The following is a 16,916-nucleotide window of genomic DNA, read 5'->3' on the forward strand; positions in this document are numbered from 1 at the left end:
CGACGACGATCACCACCAAAGCAGCCATATTCCCAAGCTACTGGTATGATGCGCGGCTTTTTCCGGCCCACTGTAATTTCCAGGCGCGTTCTGCTGCCTGTGCTTTGCTGTTGAGGTCGATACATTCACGGCGCCCGGCGCGCCACGGGGAGCAGACATGCTGGAAAGGCTGTTTCAACTCAAGGCACACAACACCAACGTGCGGACCGAGATTCTGGCGGGCGTCACGACCTTTTTGGCCATGGCCTACATTCTGTTCGTCAACCCGAGCATCCTCGGCGAGACCGGCATGGACAAGGGCGCGGTGTTCGTCGCCACCTGCCTGGCCGCCGCCATCGGCTCGACGACCATGGGCCTGATCGCCAACTACCCGATCGCCCTCGCGCCGGGCATGGGCCTGAACGCCTTCTTCACCTACACCGTGGTCCTGCACATGGGCCACACCTGGCAAGTGGCGCTGGGTGCGGTGTTCATCTCGGCGGTGTGCTTCTTCCTGCTGTCGATCTTCCGCATCCGTGAATGGATCATCAACAGCATCCCGCTGCCGCTGCGCTCGGCGATTGCTGCCGGTATCGGCCTGTTCCTGGCACTGATCGCCCTGCACAACGCCGGTATCGTGGTCAGCAACCCGGCGACCATGGTCGGCCTCGGTGACCTGAAACAACCGGCCCCGATCCTCGCCACCCTCGGTTTTGCCCTGATCGTCGCCCTCGAAGCCCTTGCCGTGCGCGGCGCGGTGCTGATCGGCATTCTGGTGGTGACCATCATTTCCATCGTGATGGGCTTCACCCCGTTCGGCGGCGTGATGTCGATGCCGCCGTCCCTGGCCCCGACCTTCCTGCAACTGGACATCAAGGGTGCGCTGGACATCGGTCTGGTCAGCGTGATCTTCGCCTTCCTGTTCGTCGATCTGTTCGATAACTCCGGCACCCTGATCGGTGTGGCCAAGCGCGCCGGTCTGATGCGCAAGGACGGTCACATGCCGAAAATGGGCCGCGCGCTGATCGCTGACAGCACCGCGGCCATGGCCGGCTCCCTGCTGGGCACTTCGACCACCACCAGCTACATCGAATCCGCCGCCGGCGTGAGCGCCGGTGGCCGCACTGGCCTGACCGCCATCGTGGTGGCATTCCTGTTCCTGCTGGCGCTGTTTTTCTCGCCACTGGCCGCCAGCGTTCCGGCCTTCGCCACCGCGCCGGCACTGCTGTTCGTCGCCGTGCTGATGACATCCGGCCTGGCCGAAATAGACTGGGACGACATTACCGTCGCCGCGCCGGTGGTGATCACCGCACTGGCGATGCCATTCACTTACTCCATCGCCAATGGCATCGCCTTCGGTTTCATTTCCTGGACCGCCATCAAGCTGATGTCCGGTCGTGGCCGTGAGCTGAACCCGGCGCTGGTAATCCTGTCGATTCTGTTCGTGATCAAGCTGGGTTGGTTCAACGCATGACTTTTGATTCCCAGGCCTATGCCGTTCAGCTCGAAGAAAAGGTCACGCGCTTGCGTGATCTGCTGGCCCCGTTCGATGCACCGGAGCCAGCCGTTTTCGATTCGCCGCTGAAAAACTTCCGCCTGCGCGCCGAGTTCCGCCTGTGGCGCGAGGCCGGCGAGCGTCACTACGCGATGTTTTCCCAGGAAGACAAACGCATGCCGATCCTGATCGAAGAGTTCCCGATTGCCAGCCTGCGCATCAACCAGTTGATGCCGCAGCTCAAGGCAGCGTGGCAAGCCAGCGCGGCCCTGAGCCACAAGCTGTTCCAGGTGGAGTTCCTGACCACTCTGGCCGGCGACGCGATGATCACCCTGTGCTATCACCGCCCGCTGGACGAGCACTGGCATGCGGCGGCCTCAAAACTCGCAGCCGAGCTGAACGTCAGCATCATCGGTCGCTCCAAGGGCAAGCGCGAAGTCATCGGTCACGATTACGTGGTCGAGAAGCTGGAAGTCGGCGGCCGCACCTTCAGCTACCGCCAGCCCGAAGGCGCGTTCACCCAGCCCAACGGCACGGTGAACCAGAAGATGCTCAACTGGGCATATGACGCGCTCGGCGATCGCAGCGACGATTTGCTGGAGCTGTATTGCGGCAACGGCAATTTCACCCTGCCGCTTGCCACCCGCGTGCGCAAAGTGCTGGCCACCGAAATCAGCAAGACTTCGGTCAACGCGGCCTTGAGCAATCTCAGCGAAAACGCTGTGGATAACGTCACCCTGGTGCGTTTGTCCGCCGAAGAACTGACCGAAGCCCTGAACGAAGTGCGTCCGTTCCGCCGCCTGCACGGCATCGACCTCAAGAGCTACGAGTTCGGCAGCGTGTTCGTCGACCCGCCCCGCGCCGGCATGGACCCGGACACCTGCGAACTGACCCGGCGCTTCGACAACATCCTGTACATCTCCTGCAACCCGGAGACCCTGGCAGCCAACATCGCCCAACTGCACGACACCCACCGCATCACCCGATGCGCGATGTTCGACCAGTTCCCGTGGACCCATCACATGGAATCCGGGGTGATGCTGACCCGGCGTTGATGACGCCTGCAAGGCACAAAAAAGCCGTCTTCACGACGGCTTTTTCTTTGGCGCTTACAAGACAATATCGACCTTGCGCGGGCGCCCACCTTTCCTGCCGTTGGCCCGCGCGGCTTCAGACTTTGCGGCGCTGCTCTGGCGACCATTGCGCGAAGCGACGACCGAGGCCGCCATGGCCATCAGCGGCTTGCTCGCAGAAATCATCCCGGCGATAGATACATGCAGGTCCTTGCCTTCATGGCACAGAGCAGTACCCGCGTAGCCGACAGTCAGACTGGCGAAGTCCCCGCCCTCAAAATCATCGAACTCCGGATAGTTGGCTACGGGCAACAATACGCCGCTGCCATCTTCGAAGCTGACGGCCAGACAAGGGGCGAGGTAGGTAACTGCCGTCGCTTGCAGGCTATTTTTTCTACGTAATTCGCCACGTTCAATGGCTTTGTCCAGGCTGCTTTCCGTTACGGGATTATCGGCCTGAACCTTGGCTTTTATCGTTTTCATAACTCGATCGCACTCCACGTACCCGCCTCCACATGCGCATGAGGCGGACAATGCTCGTCTCGCAACATGATCACTACCGACAGTCCCTTGTGATTGCATATCTTCATGCCAACCCATCCGTTAGGTTAATGAATCCGAGGATTCGACATTCCCTGGAGAATCCGACCGCTGGCATTGGCCGTCGAATCATTTCTTCCGTCCTCAGACTAGCGTCCTGGCGTTACCCGGCCCTGCGGAACACCGCGCGCAATGGTAAGAAATCCTTTCATTACGGCGCTGGCACCTGATAAATACTGATCCAGTTACTTCATCTGATCCCCGGTGTAATCAATCATGCAGCGACAATTCGACGATCTTCAGTTGGGCAGCATCGAGCTGTTTTGCCTGGCCGCCGAGGCCGGCAGTTTTACTGCCGCGGCGCTGGTGGCGGGTGTCACCCCCGCTGCCGTGAGCCGTTCGGTGTCGCGCATGGAAGAACGCCTGGGCGTGCGCCTGTTTGCGCGCACCACCCGCAGTGTGAAGCTGACCGACAGCGGTCGCCGCTATTACGAGGAGTGCCGCCTGGCCCTGGCGCAACTGATCGAGGCTCAGCGCGAGGTGATGGGCCAGCAGCAAGTGCCGTCCGGTACCTTGCGCATCAGTATTCCGACCACCTACGCGCATCATCGAATCCTGCCTTTGTTGCCCGAATTTCGGGCGCGCTATCCGGCGGTGAAGGTCGAGTCGCACATCAGTAATCGCAACATCGATTTCGTCGGCGAAGGCTACGACATGGCGATTCGCGTGCGAGCCATCCCGGATTCAGGCCTGATCGCCCGGCCGTTGGAAGATGCCGCCCTGGTGCTGATCGCCAGCCCTGATTACCTGAAACGCGCCGGCACTCCGCAAACCCTCGACGATCTCGAAAACCATGAGTGCATTCAGTACGAACTGCCCAGCAGCGGCCGGCGCATTGCCTGGTTGTTCAACGATGAAGGCGCGCCCCGGGAAATTCTGGCCGAGGGCAGCCTCAGCTGTTCCGACGATGTGCTGGGCGGTGTCACCTTGGCCAAACACGGGGCGGGGTTGTTTCAGACCTATCGTTTTATCGTGGAAAAGGAACTGGCCGACGGCTCGCTGGTGGAAGTGCTCAAGCCCTATGGCGGACGCTCGCGGCCGTTTACCTTGCTGTACCCGCAAAGTCGTCATGTGCCGCTGCGATTGAGGGCGTTTATCGATTTCCTTGTGGAGCACCTGCCGCGCTGACCTGCGGAAGTGTCCGATCACCGCCCACAAACAGCCAGTGCGTCGTCACTTCAATTGACCAAATTAACTAGTTAGTACAATTTATCTCCACAGGCTGAAACCCTCAGCCGATTCCAAAAATAATAAGTGGAGAGATTCCGATGTCCCCTATCGTTCTGGTGCTCAACGGCCCGAACCTGAACCTGCTCGGCACCCGTGAACCGGCGACTTACGGCCACGAAACCCTGGCAGACATTTCGGCCTTGTGCGCACGTAGCGCCGAAGAGTTCGGCCTGGCAGTGGAGTTTCGCCAGACCAACCATGAAGGCGAATTGCTCGACTGGATTCACGCCGCCCGCGGCCGCTGCGCCGGGATCATCATCAACCCTGCCGCGTGGACCCACACCTCCGTTGCGATCCGCGACGCCCTGGTCGCCAGCGAACTGCCGGTGATCGAAGTCCACCTGTCCAATGTTCACGCCCGGGAGCCCTTCCGCCACCACTCGTTCGTATCCGCCATTGCAACGGCGGTGATGGCCGGTTTTGGCAGTCACGGCTATCGCCTGGCGCTGGAACACTTCAGTCATCGTTTGAAAGGGTGATCGCCGTGACTCAGAACCACGTGATACTGGCCGGGCTGATTGGCGCCGGCATCCAGGCTTCCCGAACACCAGCCATGCACGAGCACGAAGGCGATGCCCAGGGGCTGCGCTACCTGTATCGCCTGATTGATCTTGATCAGTTGAAGCTCGACAGCAACGCCCTGCCCGACCTGTTGATGGCTGCCGAGCGCATGAACTACACCGGGCTGAACATTACCTTTCCCTGCAAGCAGGCGATCATCCCGCTGCTCGACGAACTCTCGCCGGAGGCCCGCGGTATCGGTGCGGTCAACACGGTGGTGCTCAAGGATGGCAAACGCATCGGCCACAACACCGATTGCCTGGGCTTTGCCGAGGGTTTTCGCCGTGGCTTGAAGGGCGTTGCCGTTGAACGTGTCGTACAGATGGGCGCCGGCGGCGCAGGTGCGGCGGTGGCCCACGCGTTGTTGAGCGAAGGCGTACAACAGCTGAGCATTTTTGACGTGGACATCCGTCGCGCCCAGGATCTGGCTGACAATCTCAATCAGCATTTCGGCGTCAGTCGGGCGGTGGCCGGGTATGACCTGGCCAGCGCCATGGCCCAGGCTGACGGCCTGGTGAACACCACGCCGATGGGCATGAAAAAGCTGCCGGGCATGCCGGTGCCGGTGGAATTGCTGCGGGCCGTGTTGTGGGTAGCGGAGATCGTCTACTTCCCGCTGGAAACCGAACTGCTGCGCCACGCCCGCGCCCTCGGTTGCCGGACGCTGGACGGCGGCAACATGGCGGTGTTTCAGGCGGTGAAGGCGTTCGAACTGTTCAGCGGCGTGGTGCCGGATGCCCAGCGGATGCTTGAGCATTTCCAGAGCATGAATGACTGAATGAGTGAAGTGAGGGGGCAATCCCCTCACCTCGCATCAGGCTTGCAGGTACCGCAGGACCGACTCGCAAATCATCTCCCGATGACGCTGCTTGATGCGTTCGTCCGGCAGGTCGATCTGAAAAATCTCACCAAAGGTGTGGCGGTTCGAGACGCGATAGAAGCAGAACGAACTGATCAACAGATGCACATCCAGCGGATCAAGACCGGTACGGAACAGCCCCTGCTCGGCGCCGCGACGCAGAATCTCGCCCAGTGAATCGAGGATAGTGTTGTTCATCGCCTTGATCGCATCGGAGCGCTTCACGAACTCGGCGTTGTGAATGTTCTCGATACTGACGATGCGCACGAAATCGACGTTGCGATCATGGTGATCGAAGGTGAACTCCACCAGCCGCCGAATGGCTTCGACCGGCGCCAGTTCCGCCAGGTGCAGGCGGTTTTCGGTGTTGCGGATATCGCCGTAGAGTTTCTCCAGCACCTCGACGTAGAGCTGCTCCTTACTGCCGAAGTAGTAATAGATCATGCGCTTGGAGGTGTGGATGCGCTCGGCGATGGCATCGACGCGCGCACCGGAAAGCCCCTGCTGGACGAATTCGACAATCGCCTCTTGCAGGATGTTTTCGCGGGTCTTTTCCGGGTTGTTCTTGCGACTCTTGCGCGGCTCGGCACCAGGTTCTACGGAGGCTGCGGGGAGTTCTGAAGTCATTGTCATTGCGGGCTCACGGCCATCACTGCACAGGCTGGCGATTATGGGCCGCGCGGCACAGTGAAGGAAGCCGCGCGGCCCACGTTTAATCCCGCGTTTACGAATTACCTACAACTTCGCCTGGCGCAATGCGCCGCTACGGGATTTGGCCATGGCCGCCAACCGCACCGCGACGTTGGCCGCACCGTAGCCGGCATAACCGTTTTTACGCTGGATGATCTCGAAGAAGAATCGCCCCTCGAACGGTTCGGTGTACACATGAAACAGCTCACCGCCCTGGGCATCGCGGTCGTACAACACATTGTAGTAGGCCAGTTCGCTGAGAAACTCGTCGTCGAAATCGAACCGTGCCGCCAGGTCATCGTAGTAGTTGAGCGGAATATCCAACAGCGGCACGCCCGCCTCTTTTGCACGGCTGACCTGGGCAAAGATGTCATCACAATCAAACGCGATGTGATGCACGCCGGAGCCGCGATAACTCGACAGCGCGTGTGAGATTGCGGTGTTGCGGTTCTCGGAAATGTTCAGTGGCAGGCGGATCGAACTGTCGCGACTGCGCAAGGCACGGCTCTTCACCAGACCATAAGGATCCGGCAGCACGACTTCATCGTCGGCCTCGAAATCCAGCAGGCTCTTATAGAACAGCACCCAGCTGTCGAGGCTGTCGGCCGGCAGTGCCATGGCCATGTGGTCGATGCGCTTGAGGCCACCGCTGACCGGCGCATCCGCCAGCAGATTGAAGTCGGTGCCGTAGACGTCGGCATCCTGGTCCACCAGATAGATCAGGCTGCCATCCGGCGCACGTACCGCAGCGAGTTCCAGTTCATTGGGGCCCACCAGCCCGCGATAAGGCTGGCCCTTGTAAGCCACGGCTCGGGCCAGCGCGCTGGCGCTGTCCTTGACCCGCACGGCGGTGGCGCACAACGAAGGGCCGTGGGCTTCGAAAAAACTGTGACCGAAGGAGTAAGGCTCGGAATTGAGGATCAAATTGATATCGCCCTGGCGCATCAGGCTGACGCTCTTGGAACGATGCTGCCCGGCCTTGACGAAACCCAGTCGCTCCAGCCAATGGGCGAGCTTGGCGCCGAGGCTTTCGTCCACGGCAAACTCCAGAAACTCGATGCCGTTGTACTCACTGGCCTTGGGCGTTTCGAACAGAATCTCAGGGCTGGCCGCAGGCTTGGTTTCCTGCGCCAGACGCTCGCGGGTTTTCTCTTCCAGGTACAGCAACGAACGCAAACCGTCGGCCGCGTTGGCCCGTGGCGGCGCGGCGCGGAAACCGTCGTTGAAGATCTCCAGCGACAGCGGCCCGGTGTAGCCGCTCTTGATGATCGGCGCGAGGAACCCCGGCAAGTCGAATTCACCCTGGCCTGGGAAGCAGCGAAAATGCCGGCTCCACTCCAGCACGTCCATGGCCAGGATCGGCGCGTCAGCCATTTGCACGAAGAAAATCTTGTCCCCGGGAATCTCGGCGATAGCGCTTGGATCGCCCTTGAGCGACAGGGTATGAAAGCTGTCCAGCAACACGCCGAGGCTTGGGTGATCGGCCTGACGCACGATGTTCCACACCTGTTGATACGTGTTCACATGCCGGCCCCAGGCCAGCGCTTCGTAACCGATGCGCAGGCCGCGTGCCCCGGCGTGTTCAGCCAGCAGGCGCAAATCGTCGACCAGAATCCGTTCATCACCGATAGACTCGGCCGAGGCGTTGCTGCACACCAACACCAGGTCAGTGCCCAGTTCCTGCATCAGGTCGAACTTGCGCTCGGCACGTTCCAGGTTGCGCGACAGGCGATCGCGGCGGCAGCCTTCGAAATCGCGGAACGGTTGAAACAGGGTGATGGCGATCCCGAGATCGGCGCACATCTGTTTAATTTCCCGTGGACTACCGTCGTAGTAGAGAAGGTCGTTCTCGAAAATCTCGACGCCGTCGAAACCGGCCGCGGCAATGGCTTCGAGTTTTTCCGGCAGGGTACCGCTCAAGGATACGGTGGCAATGGAACGCTGCATGTTTCGGCTCCCGGTGGAGGCTTCGGCTACAGGGAATTTGCGCCGCTTTTAAAAGAGTGAGCGGATTATTGAGCCGAGATGTCCATTGGGCAATTTAAAGTGTACTACCCAGTTAGTTTTGTGTTCGATTATCGAACACAATGGTGGTTGGCGAATTGACGATTTTTTGTCCACTGCGCAACATCGTCCTCACATTAAGTCCGGACACGCAGCACCGGCCGCGATGTCCAATACACCAAATAACAAATTCAAAAAACGGGTGGTACACATGATTCCTTCCCAAAGCTCACGCATGGCTCCGGCCATGAACGTCACTGCCGGTGGCATCGGCGACAAAATCCGCGGCGCCATGGCGGTCGGTAAAACCCGTTGGGGCATGCTGGCGCTGGTGTTTTTCGCCACCACCCTGAACTACATCGACCGCGCCGCCCTGGGCGTGATGCAGCCAATCCTGGCCAAGGAAATGAGCTGGACGGCGATGGACTACGCCAACATCAACTTCTGGTTCCAGGTCGGTTACGCCATCGGTTTCGTGCTGCAAGGCCGCTTGATCGACCGGGTCGGTGTCAAGCGCGTGTTCTTCTGCGCGGTGCTGCTCTGGAGCCTGGCGACCGGCGCCCACGGCCTGGCCACTTCGGCGGTCGGCTTCATGGTTTGCCGATTCATCCTCGGCCTGACCGAAGCTGCCAATTACCCGGCGTGCGTGAAAACCACGCGCCTGTGGTTCCCGGCCGGCGAGCGCGCCGTGGCCACCGGCATTTTCAACGCCGGCACCAACGTCGGTGCGATGTTCACACCCATGCTGCTGCCGCTGATCCTGCACGTCTGGGGCTGGCAGGCCGCGTTCCTGTGCATGGCGGCACTGGGCGGGATCTGGTTGCTGTTCTGGGGCCTGAAGTACTTCAACCCGGAAGACCACCCGAGCGTCAAACAGTCGGAACTGGACTACATCCAGAACGAAGTCGAACCGGAACAAACCCGCGTACCGTTCTCGAAAATCCTGCGCATGCGTGGCACCTGGGCCTTCGCCCTCGCCTACTCGATCACCGCGCCGGTGTTCTGGTTCTACCTGTACTGGCTGCCACCGTTCCTCAACCAGCAATACAACCTGGGCATCAACGTCACCCAGATGGGTATCCCGCTGATCATCATCTACCTCACTGCCGACTTCGGTAGCGTTGGCGGCGGCATCCTCTCCTCGTTCCTGATCGGTCGCGGCGTCAACCCGATCAAGGCGCGACTGATGTCCATGTTCCTGTTCGCGTGCTGCATCATCGGCGTGATCATGGCGGCCGGCTCCAGCAACCTGTGGGTCGCAGTGGCCGCCATCTCCCTGGCCATCGGCGCGCACCAGGCCTGGACCGCGAACATCTGGAGCCTGGTGATGGACTACACGCCCAAGCACATGATGAGTACGGTGTTCGGTTTCGGCGGCATGTGTGCGGCGATTGGCGGGATGTTCATGACCCAGTTGGTCGGCCACATCCTGACCATCACCAACAACAACTACACCGTGCTGTTCACCATGATTCCGACGATGTACTTCATTGCGCTGACCTGGATGTACTTCATGGCACCGCGCAAGATTCCGAAAATAGAAGACTGATGTTCCCTCGGCGCAGGCCCGATCTCGGGCCTGCGCTTTTTATTGTCTGCGTTTTGCCGCAGCTTAGCGGCGGCTTTGTTGCCAGGCCGCTGCCAATCCGCTGCAGCAGATCACGGCAATGCCGAGCACGGTGGTCAGGGTCGGCGTATGGGCAAACAGCAACCAGCCCAGCAGGCCGGCGAAGATGATCTGGCAATAGCTGAACGGTGCCAGCAGTGCCGGTGCCGCAAGACGGAAAGCCTGGGTCAGGAACAGGTGAGCCGTCATCCCGCAGGCCCCCAGCGCCAGCATCATCGCGCCATGCACCAGGTTCGGCGTCTGCCAGAAGAACGGTACCAGCGCACTCATCACCAGCGTGTTGCACAAACCTGCGAAGAAGTTGCTGGTGGTCGGGCTGTCGATCTCGCTGAGCTTTCGGGTCAGCAGTTGATAGAAGCAGAAAAACAGCGCCGAGCAGAACGGCAGCAACACCGCCGGGGTGAACAAATCACCACCGGGGTGAACGATGATCAGCACCCCGCTAAAACCGAAAATCACCGCCAGCCATTGTCCCCGCGTCACCCGCTCGCCAAGCAGCGGCACCGACAATGCGGTGACCAGTACCGGAGCAAGGAAGTTGACCGACGTGGCCTCGGCCAACGGGATGTACATCAGTCCCGTGGTGAAAAACAGACTGGTGCCCAGCAGGCACAGCGCCCGGATCACCTGCAGCAATGGTCGTTTGGTACGCAGCACCCCCAGCCCGGATTGCGGCAGGAAAATCCCGGCCATCAGCAAGGTATGAACCACGTAACGCGCCCAGACCACCATGACGATGGGATAGAAACCGGAAAGGTATTTGGAAAAGGCGTCGTGGCTGGAAAACAGGAAGGTTGCGACAATGATCAGCAAGATCCCTTTGAAGGGCTGATTGACGCCGGAAAGCGGGGTGCTGACGGTCATTGGGTTTCCTTACTTGAAATCAAAAGCATCACGGGCAAACCACGCTTCCACCCAGTCAGCATAGAACCTGTGGGAGCGTGGCTTGCCCCGCGATAAGTGCGCAGCACCGATTAGAGCCGCGCCAACAATTCCCGGGTTTTATCCAGCGCCATCTGCGCTCGGTCCAATCCACTCACGCCCTGCTCCAGCAACCGCACGGTGGGTATCTCCAGGCTCAATGGAATGTCAGCCGGCAAACCGCGCAACAACCCCGGCAGGTCACAATCGCCATCGCCGGGGAAGCGCCGTTCGTTACGCGCCTGACGCAAGATCTCCGCCATATCGGCCGGCCGTGGTCCTGCGACGTCACACAACTGTGCATACCGTAACCGTGAGGGGGCAACTTTGACCAGTTCTTCCAGCCGCGATCCAGAGCGGTCGAAGTGAAAGGCGTCGACCAGTACGCCGCCATTTTCACGCCCGGCGTTTTCCACGATACGCGTGGCTTGTTGAAGATTGCGCGCATCGGTCCAGGGCATGAACTCCAGGTGCGGGTGCAGCCCATAGGCTGCCGCCAGATCACAGAGCTCGGCAAAATGCTCCGTCAGCCGCTGTTCGTCAGGATCGTTACCGGCCACCAGCAATTCACTGGCGCCGAACTCGGCACCCACTGCGAGAATTTTCTCGAAATCGGCGACGACGGTTTCCGGCTTGAGCCGCAGGATTTCGACGTCCAGCACCCGAATACCGGTATCGCGCAGACGCGCCAGGGTCTGGCGCCGCAATTCGTGGTCGGCCACCAGGGCAAAATGGTGCTCCTCCGGGGTCGCCGGTACCAGACGCAAGCCGACATGGCTGTAACCGGCCCGCGCGGCGACCTCGACCATATCGGGCGGTGACAACTCCAGCACGGTCAGGCTGGCCAGGGAGAAGATACGCTCGCTCATGCTCAACCCTCGATCAAGGATGGCGTACAGGCACGCCCGGTTTCGGCGGCTTCGCGGATGGCTTCGATCAGCGCCAACGTACGCGCGGCATCGGCGGCACTCACCAGCGGCTCGACCTCCCGCCGCGCAACACGCACGAAGTGCTGCAACTGCAAACGCAGGGCTTCATCGGCACTGAAGCTTTCCTGGATTGCCAGCAACGGTTGATGCCAGCCGCCGTCGACTTCGTTGTAGTGCCAGCGTTTAAGCTGCGGAATGCTCAGCGCCCCACCCGTTCCTGCCAGCAAGTAGCACGGTTGATCAGGATGACGCGGGTACACCGGGTTCTCCCCCGAATCCAGCTCCCAGCTCCAGGGCGCGGCCACCGCATCGGAGCCGGTCAGGCTGCCCAGTGCACCGTTGTCGAATTGCAGCAACACCGCTGCGCAATCCTCATTGGCAAACCCGCGAATGGCATTGCTGGTGATGGCCTGAACCTGACGCACTTCACCGCACAAATGCCGCAGCAGATCGAGGTCGTGGATCAGGTTGGTCAACAACATCCCCGCACCGGCCTCGCGGCGCCAGGGTGTTTCAAAGTAGCTGTCGGGCTTGCGCAACTGCCAGAGCGCCGTGACCGTGGTCAACCGACCCAATGCGCCGCTGCGGACAAGCTCGTGGGCGCGGACGATCAGCGGATTGTGCCGGCGGTGATGTCCGACCAGTACCGGAACGCCACTGGCCTTCGAGGCAGCCACCAGCGCCCTGGCTTCATCCAGGTGCACGCCCACCGGTTTTTCCAGCAGTACCGGCACGCCGGCCGCGAGGCAATCGAGGGCCGTGCTGACGTGCTGCGTGTTCGGGTTGGCGACGATGACAGCGTCTGGCTTCGCCTGCTCCAGCATCTGACGATGATCGGCGAAACAGGCTACGCCCCATTGCGCCGCAAGACTGGCCGCCTGCGGTCCGGGATCGGCCACGGCGCAAAACGTCGCTTCAGTCAGGGATTGCAGATGCTGATAGTGCTGCTGGCCCATGTTGCCAGCACCGATCAGGGCGATGCGAAGTGGCGAATTCAAGATGCGGTCCTCTTGTGAGTGTTATTGGAGCGATGAACTCCAATAATTTAGAACCTGGTTCCAGATTCTTACACAGACCTGTCCTGAAAGTGTTCGAACAGCGCACAGCTTTAAAACTGTAGGAGCGAGCCTGCTCGCGATGAGGGACTTGAATCCAACATCTTCATTGGCTGACAGTCCGCCATCGCGAGTAAGCTCGCTCCCACAGGGATTTACTCCAGACTCAGACGAACAACTCCGACGCCAAACTCGCCGCCGACAACTCCTCGGTGTACGCCAGCAACAACGGCGCCAGCTCATGCAGCCGCGCTCCCGGCATCCGTGCACTCGGCCCGGCGATGCTGAGCACACCGATCACCCGCCCATCGGCGGGATGGCGCACCACTGCCGCAATCGCCGAAGTGCCGACCGCCGAGCTCTCCTCGACCCAGGCGTAGCCCTGATCCCGCGCCAGACGCAGGCGTTCGAGCAATTCGATGTTCGAGCGCGGCGCATTCGGTCCCACATGTTCCGGCACCTGCGCGCCCTGCCGTTCCACTAGCGACAAGGCTTCGGCATCGCTCATGCACGCCAGCCACGCATGCCCCGAGGCGGTGTAAAACAACGGTGCATCGCGGCCCATGTCCGGGTCGTAACGCAGACCGGAACGTGCGCCCTGGGATTTGGCGATCCAGGTCTGACGTTCGCCGTCGATCACCCCAAGACGCACCAGTTCGCCGGTTTCCTGAGCCAGCCGGTCAAGCACCGGCTGCACGATGTCGGCACCGCTGCTCGACAGGTAACGGAAGCCCATCGCCACCAGTTTGGTCGAGAGGTGATAACGCAGATTATCCGGATTCTGCCGCACATAACCGAGGCGGATCAGCTCGGCCAGCAGGCGATGAGTCGCGCTTTTGGGAATGTCCAGTTGCTCCGCCAGGGTCTGCATCGGCAGGCCACGAGGATCGCTGGTGAGGCTTTCGAGCACACTGAAAACACGTTCGATCTGACTGCCGGCCATGGTCGCTTCCACGCAAAAATTTGCTCGATTCTAGAAGACAACCGCACGAATGCGAAATCTGGAACTGGACGTTCGATAACCGCCCGCTTTACGCCCTCCAGACTTGTTCGGCCTCACCTGATTCTTATATTTTCTGGAACCAGATTCCAAAACAATAAAACATCGGAGCTCAATCAATGCCTGCCGAAGCGCACTTCCTTCCCGACATCGACTGCGATGTGCTGATCGTTGGCTCCGGTGCGGCGGGACTGTCGGCGGCCGTGACCGCCGCGTGGCACGGCCTGAAAGTCATAGTGGTGGAAAAGGACCCGGTGTTCGGCGGTGCCACGGCCTGGTCCGGTGGCTGGGCCTGGGTGCCCTGCAACCCGCTGGCCCGACGCGCGGGCATCGTCGAAGACGTTGAACTGCCGCGCACTTACCTGAAACACGAACTGGGCGAGCGTTTTGATCCGGCGATGATCGACGCTTTCCTGGAAGCCGGTCCGCGGATGGTGTCGTTCTTCGAGCAGCACACCTCGCTGCAGTTCGCCGACGGCAACGCCATTGCCGACATTCATGGCGACACGCCCGGGGCTGGCACTGGTGGACGCTCGGTGATCGCCGCCCCTTATGACGCACGAAAAGTCGGCACACTGCTCAAGCGTCTGCGCAAAACCATGCGGGAAACCTCGTTCATGGGCATGCCGATCATGGCGGGGGTGGACCTCACGGCATTCCTCAACCTGACCCGTTCGCTGTCGGCGGCCTGGCACGTTACGCGGCGCTTCAGCCGTCACCTGTTCGACCTCGCCATGCATGGCCGGGCGATGCAATTGGTCAACGGCGTGGCCTTGGTGGCGCGCCTGGCAAAGTCCGCTGAAGACCTCGGCGTGTTGCTCTGGGAATCAGCGCCCGTGACCCGATTGCTGCGCGAGAATGATCAGGTACGAGGTGCAGTGGTCATCACCGCCAAAGGTTCGGTGCGCATCCATGCACGCAAGGCCGTGGTGCTCGCCGCGGGTGGTTTCGCCAATGACATCGCGCGCCGCAAGGCCCTGTTCCCCCGTACCCCGACCGGGCATGAGCATCTGGCCTTGCCGCCCCTCGGCGTTTGCGGCGATGGCCTGCGCCTGGGCGAAAGTGCCGGCGCCCGGGTCAATAGCGACATGGCGTCAGCCGTCGCCTGGGCGCCGGTATCGCAGGTGCCACACAGCGACGGCAGCACGGGACACTTCCCGCACATCATCGAGCGGGGCAAACCCGGCATCATCGGTGTGCTGAGCAACGGCCAGCGCTTCGTCAATGAAGCCAACGGCTACTACGACTATGTAACGGCCATGGTCGCCGCCGCCCCGCCGGGTGAAGAAGTGGCGTCGTGGCTGATCTGCACCCATGGTTTTCAACGTCGTTATGGCCTGGGCATCTCTCGGCCATTTCCGGTGCCGCTGTCATCCTTCATCCGCAGCGGCTATCTGAAAACCGGCGACACCCTTGAGGAATTGGCTGCAGCCTGCGGCATCGACCTGGTTGGCTTGCGCACCACCATATCGGACTACAACCGCCACGCGCGCAACGGCGAGGATCCGCAGTTCGGTCGTGGTTCCACGCCCTACAACCGCAAGCAGGGTGACGCACTGCAACGACCCAACCCATGCGTCGCGCCGATCGAACAAGGCCCCTTCTATGCCGTGAAAGTCCAGCCGGGCTGCTTCGGCACCTTCGCCGGACTCAAGGTCAACCAACATGCCCAGGTCCTGGATGACGCGGCGCACCCCATCGCCGGCCTGTACGCAGCAGGCGGCGACATGGCCAGCATCATGGGCGGTCACTACCCCGCTGGCGGCATCAATCTCGGCCCGGCGCTGACCTTCGGCTACATCGCCGCGCGCCATATCGCAGGCGTCACTGCTTATGAAAAGGACTCGCAATAGACGTCGTAGTGCAAGAGGCCTTACCAATCCTTACACATTTCTGCCGCACACCTTTGTCAGTGCGGTTATTCATAGAGCCGGCGAAAACGCGCCATCAATCTATGAGGGACCGCAACCATGTTATGGACCAAGGCAAGACGCAGCGACAACGTGAACGATACGCGCAAGGGCAAGGATGCCCGCATCGTCACAGGGAAAACACTCGGCGCCGGACTGGCCGCCATTGCGCTGGTCAGCACCGGATTATACTCGACACTGGGCACCACACCGGATGCTCCCACGAACACCCTGCCCCCCGCCGCCCTGTCGTTTGAACCCGCAGAAGACCTGCAACTGGCGTTTGTTCAGTCAGTGCTGGGCGATACCGAAGACACCTGGAAACAAATCTTTGCCCAAACGGGACGGCACTATCCACCACCCGAACTGACGCTGTACAACGATGGCATGGTCTCGGCCTGTGGTTACGCCGGTTCCAGCAGCGGTCCGTTCTATTGCCCGAGCAACCGGCAGGTCTATCTCGATCTGGAATTTTTCAAGAAGCTGGAACAGCAGTACTCCTTCATCGGTGACTTCGCGCGGGCGTACGTCATTGCTCATGAAGTCGCCCACCACGTGCAACTTGAGCTGGGACTGTCCGAACCGTTCGAGAACGCGTTGCTCAATCAGCAACCCGTCAGTGGTGATGGCGGCCTGGAGGTGCGCGCGGAGCTGCAGGCCGATTGCCTGGCCGGGGTCTGGGCACATCATGCGCAACGGCGGCTGGACTGGCTGGAACCCGGCGATATCGAAGGCGCTCTACAGGCCGCCGCAGTGTTCGGGGATGACAACCTGCAACGGTCCAAAAACGGGACCGTCCGGCCCGAGACATTCAGCCACGGCACCTCACAGCAGCGCGTGGACTGGTTCAAGACCGGCTTCGCCACAGGCCTGCCGGAGGGATGCGACACCTTTGCCACCGAGCACCTGTGACCCCGTCCGTCTATGAAGCCCGGAGGAATAGAACCGCCACCGTTTAAGGCTGTCTGACGACCGGACTGGCG

Annotated in this window: 15 protein-coding genes and 1 pseudogene; 8 read left to right on the forward strand and 8 right to left on the reverse strand. The window is 61.0% G+C overall.

Annotated elements, in window-relative coordinates; genetic code table 11:
• Nucleotides 1-157: 157 nt before the first annotated feature.
• The gene (locus AC3IX1_RS24845) at nt 158-1,453 is read left to right on the forward strand and encodes an NCS2 family permease (RefSeq protein WP_008050771.1); all 1,296 of its coding nucleotides are present in this window, start codon (nt 158-160) and stop codon (nt 1,451-1,453) included.
• Entirely contained in the window at nt 1,450-2,529 is a 1,080-nt protein-coding gene (trmA, locus tag AC3IX1_RS24850; protein ID WP_489386167.1) for a tRNA (uridine(54)-C5)-methyltransferase TrmA, read from the forward strand. Before AC3IX1_RS24845 ends, trmA begins: the two co-directional genes overlap by 4 nt.
• 54 nt (nt 2,530-2,583) lie before the next feature.
• Here trmA and AC3IX1_RS24855 read toward each other — a convergent pair whose 3' ends face one another.
• Both AC3IX1_RS24855 and AC3IX1_RS24860 read right to left on the reverse strand, forming a co-directional pair.
• Complete coding sequence (locus tag AC3IX1_RS24855; protein WP_489386168.1) at nt 2,584-3,030, reverse strand: DUF2442 domain-containing protein; 447 nt, start codon at nt 3,028-3,030, stop codon at nt 2,584-2,586.
• An 8-nt stretch (nt 3,031-3,038) separates the two neighbouring features.
• Nucleotides 3,039-3,137: pseudogene (locus tag AC3IX1_RS24860) on the reverse strand (DUF4160 domain-containing protein); the annotation flags it as partial.
• Between the two features lie 226 nt (nt 3,138-3,363).
• Between AC3IX1_RS24860 and AC3IX1_RS24865 the strand changes: the two are divergent.
• The 3 genes from AC3IX1_RS24865 (at nt 3,364) to AC3IX1_RS24875 (ending at nt 5,716) form a co-directional block, all read left to right on the forward strand.
• On the forward strand, nt 3,364-4,275 hold the full coding sequence (locus AC3IX1_RS24865) for a LysR family transcriptional regulator (protein WP_489386169.1): 912 nt from the start codon (nt 3,364-3,366) through the stop codon (nt 4,273-4,275).
• Nucleotides 4,276-4,415: 140 nt separating this feature from the next.
• Nucleotides 4,416-4,856 (forward strand): type II 3-dehydroquinate dehydratase, encoded by a 441-nt coding sequence (gene aroQ / locus AC3IX1_RS24870; RefSeq protein WP_489386170.1) that lies wholly within the window; start codon nt 4,416-4,418, stop codon nt 4,854-4,856.
• Between the two features lie 5 nt (nt 4,857-4,861).
• Complete coding sequence (locus AC3IX1_RS24875) at nt 4,862-5,716, forward strand: shikimate dehydrogenase (protein ID WP_489386171.1); 855 nt, start codon at nt 4,862-4,864, stop codon at nt 5,714-5,716.
• A 36-nt stretch (nt 5,717-5,752) separates the two neighbouring features.
• On the opposite strand, the gene AC3IX1_RS24880 is transcribed toward AC3IX1_RS24875, so the two are convergent.
• Nucleotides 5,753-6,430 (reverse strand): TetR/AcrR family transcriptional regulator, encoded by a 678-nt coding sequence (locus AC3IX1_RS24880; RefSeq protein ID WP_489386172.1) that lies wholly within the window; start codon nt 6,428-6,430, stop codon nt 5,753-5,755.
• A 102-nt stretch (nt 6,431-6,532) separates the two neighbouring features.
• Nucleotides 6,533-8,434, reverse strand: a complete 1,902-nt coding sequence (quiC, locus tag AC3IX1_RS24885; RefSeq protein ID WP_489386173.1) for a 3-dehydroshikimate dehydratase QuiC — start codon at nt 8,432-8,434, stop codon at nt 6,533-6,535.
• A gap of 268 nt (nt 8,435-8,702) precedes the next feature.
• Between quiC and AC3IX1_RS24890 the strand changes: the two genes are divergently transcribed.
• A complete protein-coding gene (locus AC3IX1_RS24890; RefSeq protein ID WP_489386174.1) occupies nt 8,703-10,040 on the forward strand; it encodes an MFS transporter in 1,338 nt (445 codons plus the stop codon).
• A gap of 63 nt (nt 10,041-10,103) precedes the next feature.
• On the opposite strand, the gene AC3IX1_RS24895 is transcribed toward AC3IX1_RS24890, so the two are convergent.
• The 4 genes from AC3IX1_RS24895 to AC3IX1_RS24910 form a co-directional block, all read right to left on the reverse strand.
• Nucleotides 10,104-10,982, reverse strand: a complete 879-nt coding sequence (locus tag AC3IX1_RS24895; RefSeq protein ID WP_489386175.1) for a DMT family transporter — start codon at nt 10,980-10,982, stop codon at nt 10,104-10,106.
• 110 nt (nt 10,983-11,092) lie between these two features.
• Nucleotides 11,093-11,908 carry a sugar phosphate isomerase/epimerase family protein gene (locus tag AC3IX1_RS24900; protein WP_489386176.1) on the reverse strand — a complete coding sequence of 272 codons (816 nt, stop codon included), beginning with the start codon at nt 11,906-11,908 and terminating at the stop codon, nt 11,093-11,095.
• A 2-nt stretch (nt 11,909-11,910) separates the two neighbouring features.
• On the reverse strand, nt 11,911-12,966 hold the full coding sequence (locus AC3IX1_RS24905) for a Gfo/Idh/MocA family protein (RefSeq protein WP_489386177.1): 1,056 nt from the start codon (nt 12,964-12,966) through the stop codon (nt 11,911-11,913).
• A gap of 223 nt (nt 12,967-13,189) precedes the next feature.
• On the reverse strand, nt 13,190-13,966 hold the full coding sequence (locus AC3IX1_RS24910; RefSeq protein ID WP_489386178.1) for an IclR family transcriptional regulator: 777 nt from the start codon (nt 13,964-13,966) through the stop codon (nt 13,190-13,192).
• Between the two features lie 176 nt (nt 13,967-14,142).
• On the opposite strand from AC3IX1_RS24910, the gene AC3IX1_RS24915 reads away from it, so the two are divergent.
• Nucleotides 14,143-15,876 carry an FAD-dependent oxidoreductase gene (locus tag AC3IX1_RS24915; RefSeq protein ID WP_489386179.1) on the forward strand — a complete coding sequence of 578 codons (1,734 nt, stop codon included), beginning with the start codon at nt 14,143-14,145 and terminating at the stop codon, nt 15,874-15,876.
• Between the two features lie 117 nt (nt 15,877-15,993).
• Complete coding sequence (gene ypfJ / locus AC3IX1_RS24920; RefSeq protein WP_489386180.1) at nt 15,994-16,845, forward strand: KPN_02809 family neutral zinc metallopeptidase; 852 nt, start codon at nt 15,994-15,996, stop codon at nt 16,843-16,845.
• Nucleotides 16,846-16,916 lie beyond the last annotated feature (71 nt).

The organism is Pseudomonas sp. KH_046_2, from assembly GCF_057838985.1.